Here is a 2269-nt window from a genome sequence, read left to right as displayed (position 1 = left end):
GCGGTCGCGACCGCCTTCCCCGACGAACGGCAGCTGGCCGCGGTCCTGGACGCGGCTGTACGCGGCGGCATCGCCTTCAAACTCACCGCGGGCCTGCACGACCCCGTCCGGCACCGCGATCCCGCCACCGGCTTCGAACACCACGGCTACCTCAACGTGCTGCTCGCCACCGCTCGGGCCCGGCAGGGAGCCGACGTCGCCGCCGCGCTGGCCGACCAGGACGGCGTACGCGTGGCCACCGCGATCGCCGGCCTCGACGACTCCCGGGCCGGGCAGATCCGGCAGCACTTCATCAGTTTCGGCACGTGCAGCATCACCGAGCCGGTCGACGGCCTGGTGCGCCACGGACTTCTCCCGGAGGACCCGCGTTGAGCACCGTCTCCACCCCGTTCGGCGTCGCGACCCTGCCCTACGGGGTGTTCAGCACCGCTTCGGACAGCCGGGCCCGGGTGGGCGTGGCGATCGACGACCTGATCCTGGACCTGGCCGCCGCTGTGCAGCGGTTCGCCCCGGAGCTGGCCCCCGTCGTGGCGGGCCCGTCCCTGGACACCCTGCTGGCCGCCGGCCCTGACGCCTGGTCACAGGTGCGTGCCCTGGTGACCGGCTGGGTCGCCGACTCCGCGTTCGCTGAGCGTTTCGGCCCCCAGCTCGTGCCGGCGCGGGACGCCGTCATGCATCTGCCGTTCACGGTGGCCGACTACGTCGACTTCTACGCCTCCGAGCAGCACGCGACCAACCTGGGCCGGATGTTCCGGCCCGGCCAGGACCCGCTCACCCCCAACTGGAAGCACCTGCCGATCGGCTATCACGGCCGCGCCGGCACCGTGATCGCCTCGGGCACCGACGTCGTCCGCCCCTGCGGCCAGCGCCGCGGCACCGACGGCGAGATCACCTTCGGGCCGTCCCGGCGCCTCGACATCGAGGCCGAGCTGGGCTTCGTCGTCGGCACCCCGTCGTCCCTGGGCCGGCCCGTGCCGCAGACTGCCTTCGCCGACCACGTCTTCGGGATCTGCCTGGTCAACGACTGGTCGGCCCGCGACATCCAGGCCTGGGAGTACGTGCCGCTGGGTCCGTTCCTGGGCAAGTCCTTCGCCACCTCGATCTCACCGTGGGTCGTACCGCTGGCTGCCCTCGGCTCCGCCCGGGTGGCACCGCCGGAGCGGACCGTGCCGCTGCTGCCGTACCTCGACGACTCGCGGACGCCGCCGTGGGGGCTGGACGTCCGGCTCGAGGTCCGGCTCAACGGCCACGTCGTCTCCCGCCCGAGTTCCGACGGCATGTACTGGACCGGCGCGCAGATGCTGGCCCACCTGACCGCCAACGGGGCGTCGCTGCGTACCGGCGACCTCTACGCCTCCGGCACCATCAGCGGCGAACGCCCGGACCAGCGGGGTTCACTCATCGAGCTCTCCTGGGGAGGCGCGGAGCCGCTGCGGCTCCCGGACGGCACCACCCGCACCTTCCTCGAGGACGGCGACGAGGTCGTGATCACCGCGAGCGCGCCCGGCCCGGACGGTGCCGTCATCGGGCTCGGCGAGGTCCGCGGCCGCATCCGGCCCGCCGCCGAGTCACCTCGGTAGGCCCCTGTCCGGGCCCGGACAGCCGTGCCGGATCATCTTCGGCATGGCTGTACTGGTGGAGATCCACATTCCGATGACCGCTGACGGTGAATGGATCGACGACGTCGGTGACTTCATGATCGACCTCGAGGACGAGCTCGGCATCGAGGAGTACGACGACGGCGAGGAGTACGGCGACGTCTACATCTTCTTCATCGCCGGCGGGAGCGAGCAGAAGCTGCTGGCCGCGGCCTCCCGGGTGGCGAAGCGGGACGGCGTGCCCGCCGGCGCCTTCGCCATGGTGACCGACACCGACGCTCCGCAGTTCGGTATGGGCCGCCGGGTCGACCTTCCCGTGCGTTGACCCTCCCACCGCCCTGAGGTCATCCGAACAGGGGACGGCGGCCAGCTGATGATCGACGCTGCGTCATCGTTCCGGCAACTACTCCGTGTAGTCGGCCACTGGTGACCGCCCGGGCAAGATGCGGTAATTAACCCTGAAATCAGCGTGCCGAGAACCGTGCTGTCCCGACGGCGATCACGCGCTGTGCCGGCGGCTCGCTCGCCCTTCAGGAGGCCCACCGCATGTCGTTCACCGCTCGCCTGCTCGGCGCCGGACTCGCCGCCGCACTGCTCGCCGGCGTCGCCGTCGCGCCGGCCGGGCCCGCTCAGGCCGCCACCGCGGACGTGACCAGCGGGACGGAGGCCGA

2 protein-coding genes and 1 pseudogene are annotated in these 2269 nt (G+C 72.0%); all 3 read left to right on the top strand.

Going from position 1 to position 2269, the window contains the following annotated elements:
• Positions 1-372, top strand: a pseudogene (locus AB0C29_RS44570) (hypothetical protein); the annotation flags it as partial.
• Entirely contained in the window at positions 369-1580 is a 1212-nt protein-coding gene (gene fahA / locus AB0C29_RS44565; protein WP_360833884.1) for a fumarylacetoacetase, read from the top strand. The pseudogene AB0C29_RS44570 and the gene fahA, both read left to right, overlap by 4 nt.
• A gap of 43 nt (positions 1581-1623) precedes the next feature.
• Complete coding sequence (locus AB0C29_RS44560) at positions 1624-1923, top strand: hypothetical protein (RefSeq protein ID WP_360833882.1); 300 nt, start codon at positions 1624-1626, stop codon at positions 1921-1923.
• Positions 1924-2269: the final 346 nt, after the last annotated feature.

The sequence above is a fragment of the Actinoplanes sp. NPDC048791 genome (assembly GCF_040650095.1).
In the GTDB taxonomy this organism is placed as follows: domain Bacteria; phylum Actinomycetota; class Actinomycetes; order Mycobacteriales; family Micromonosporaceae; genus Actinoplanes.
The sequence above is the reverse complement of the archived record's forward strand: the minus strand, read 5'-3'. Positions and strand labels throughout refer to the sequence as shown.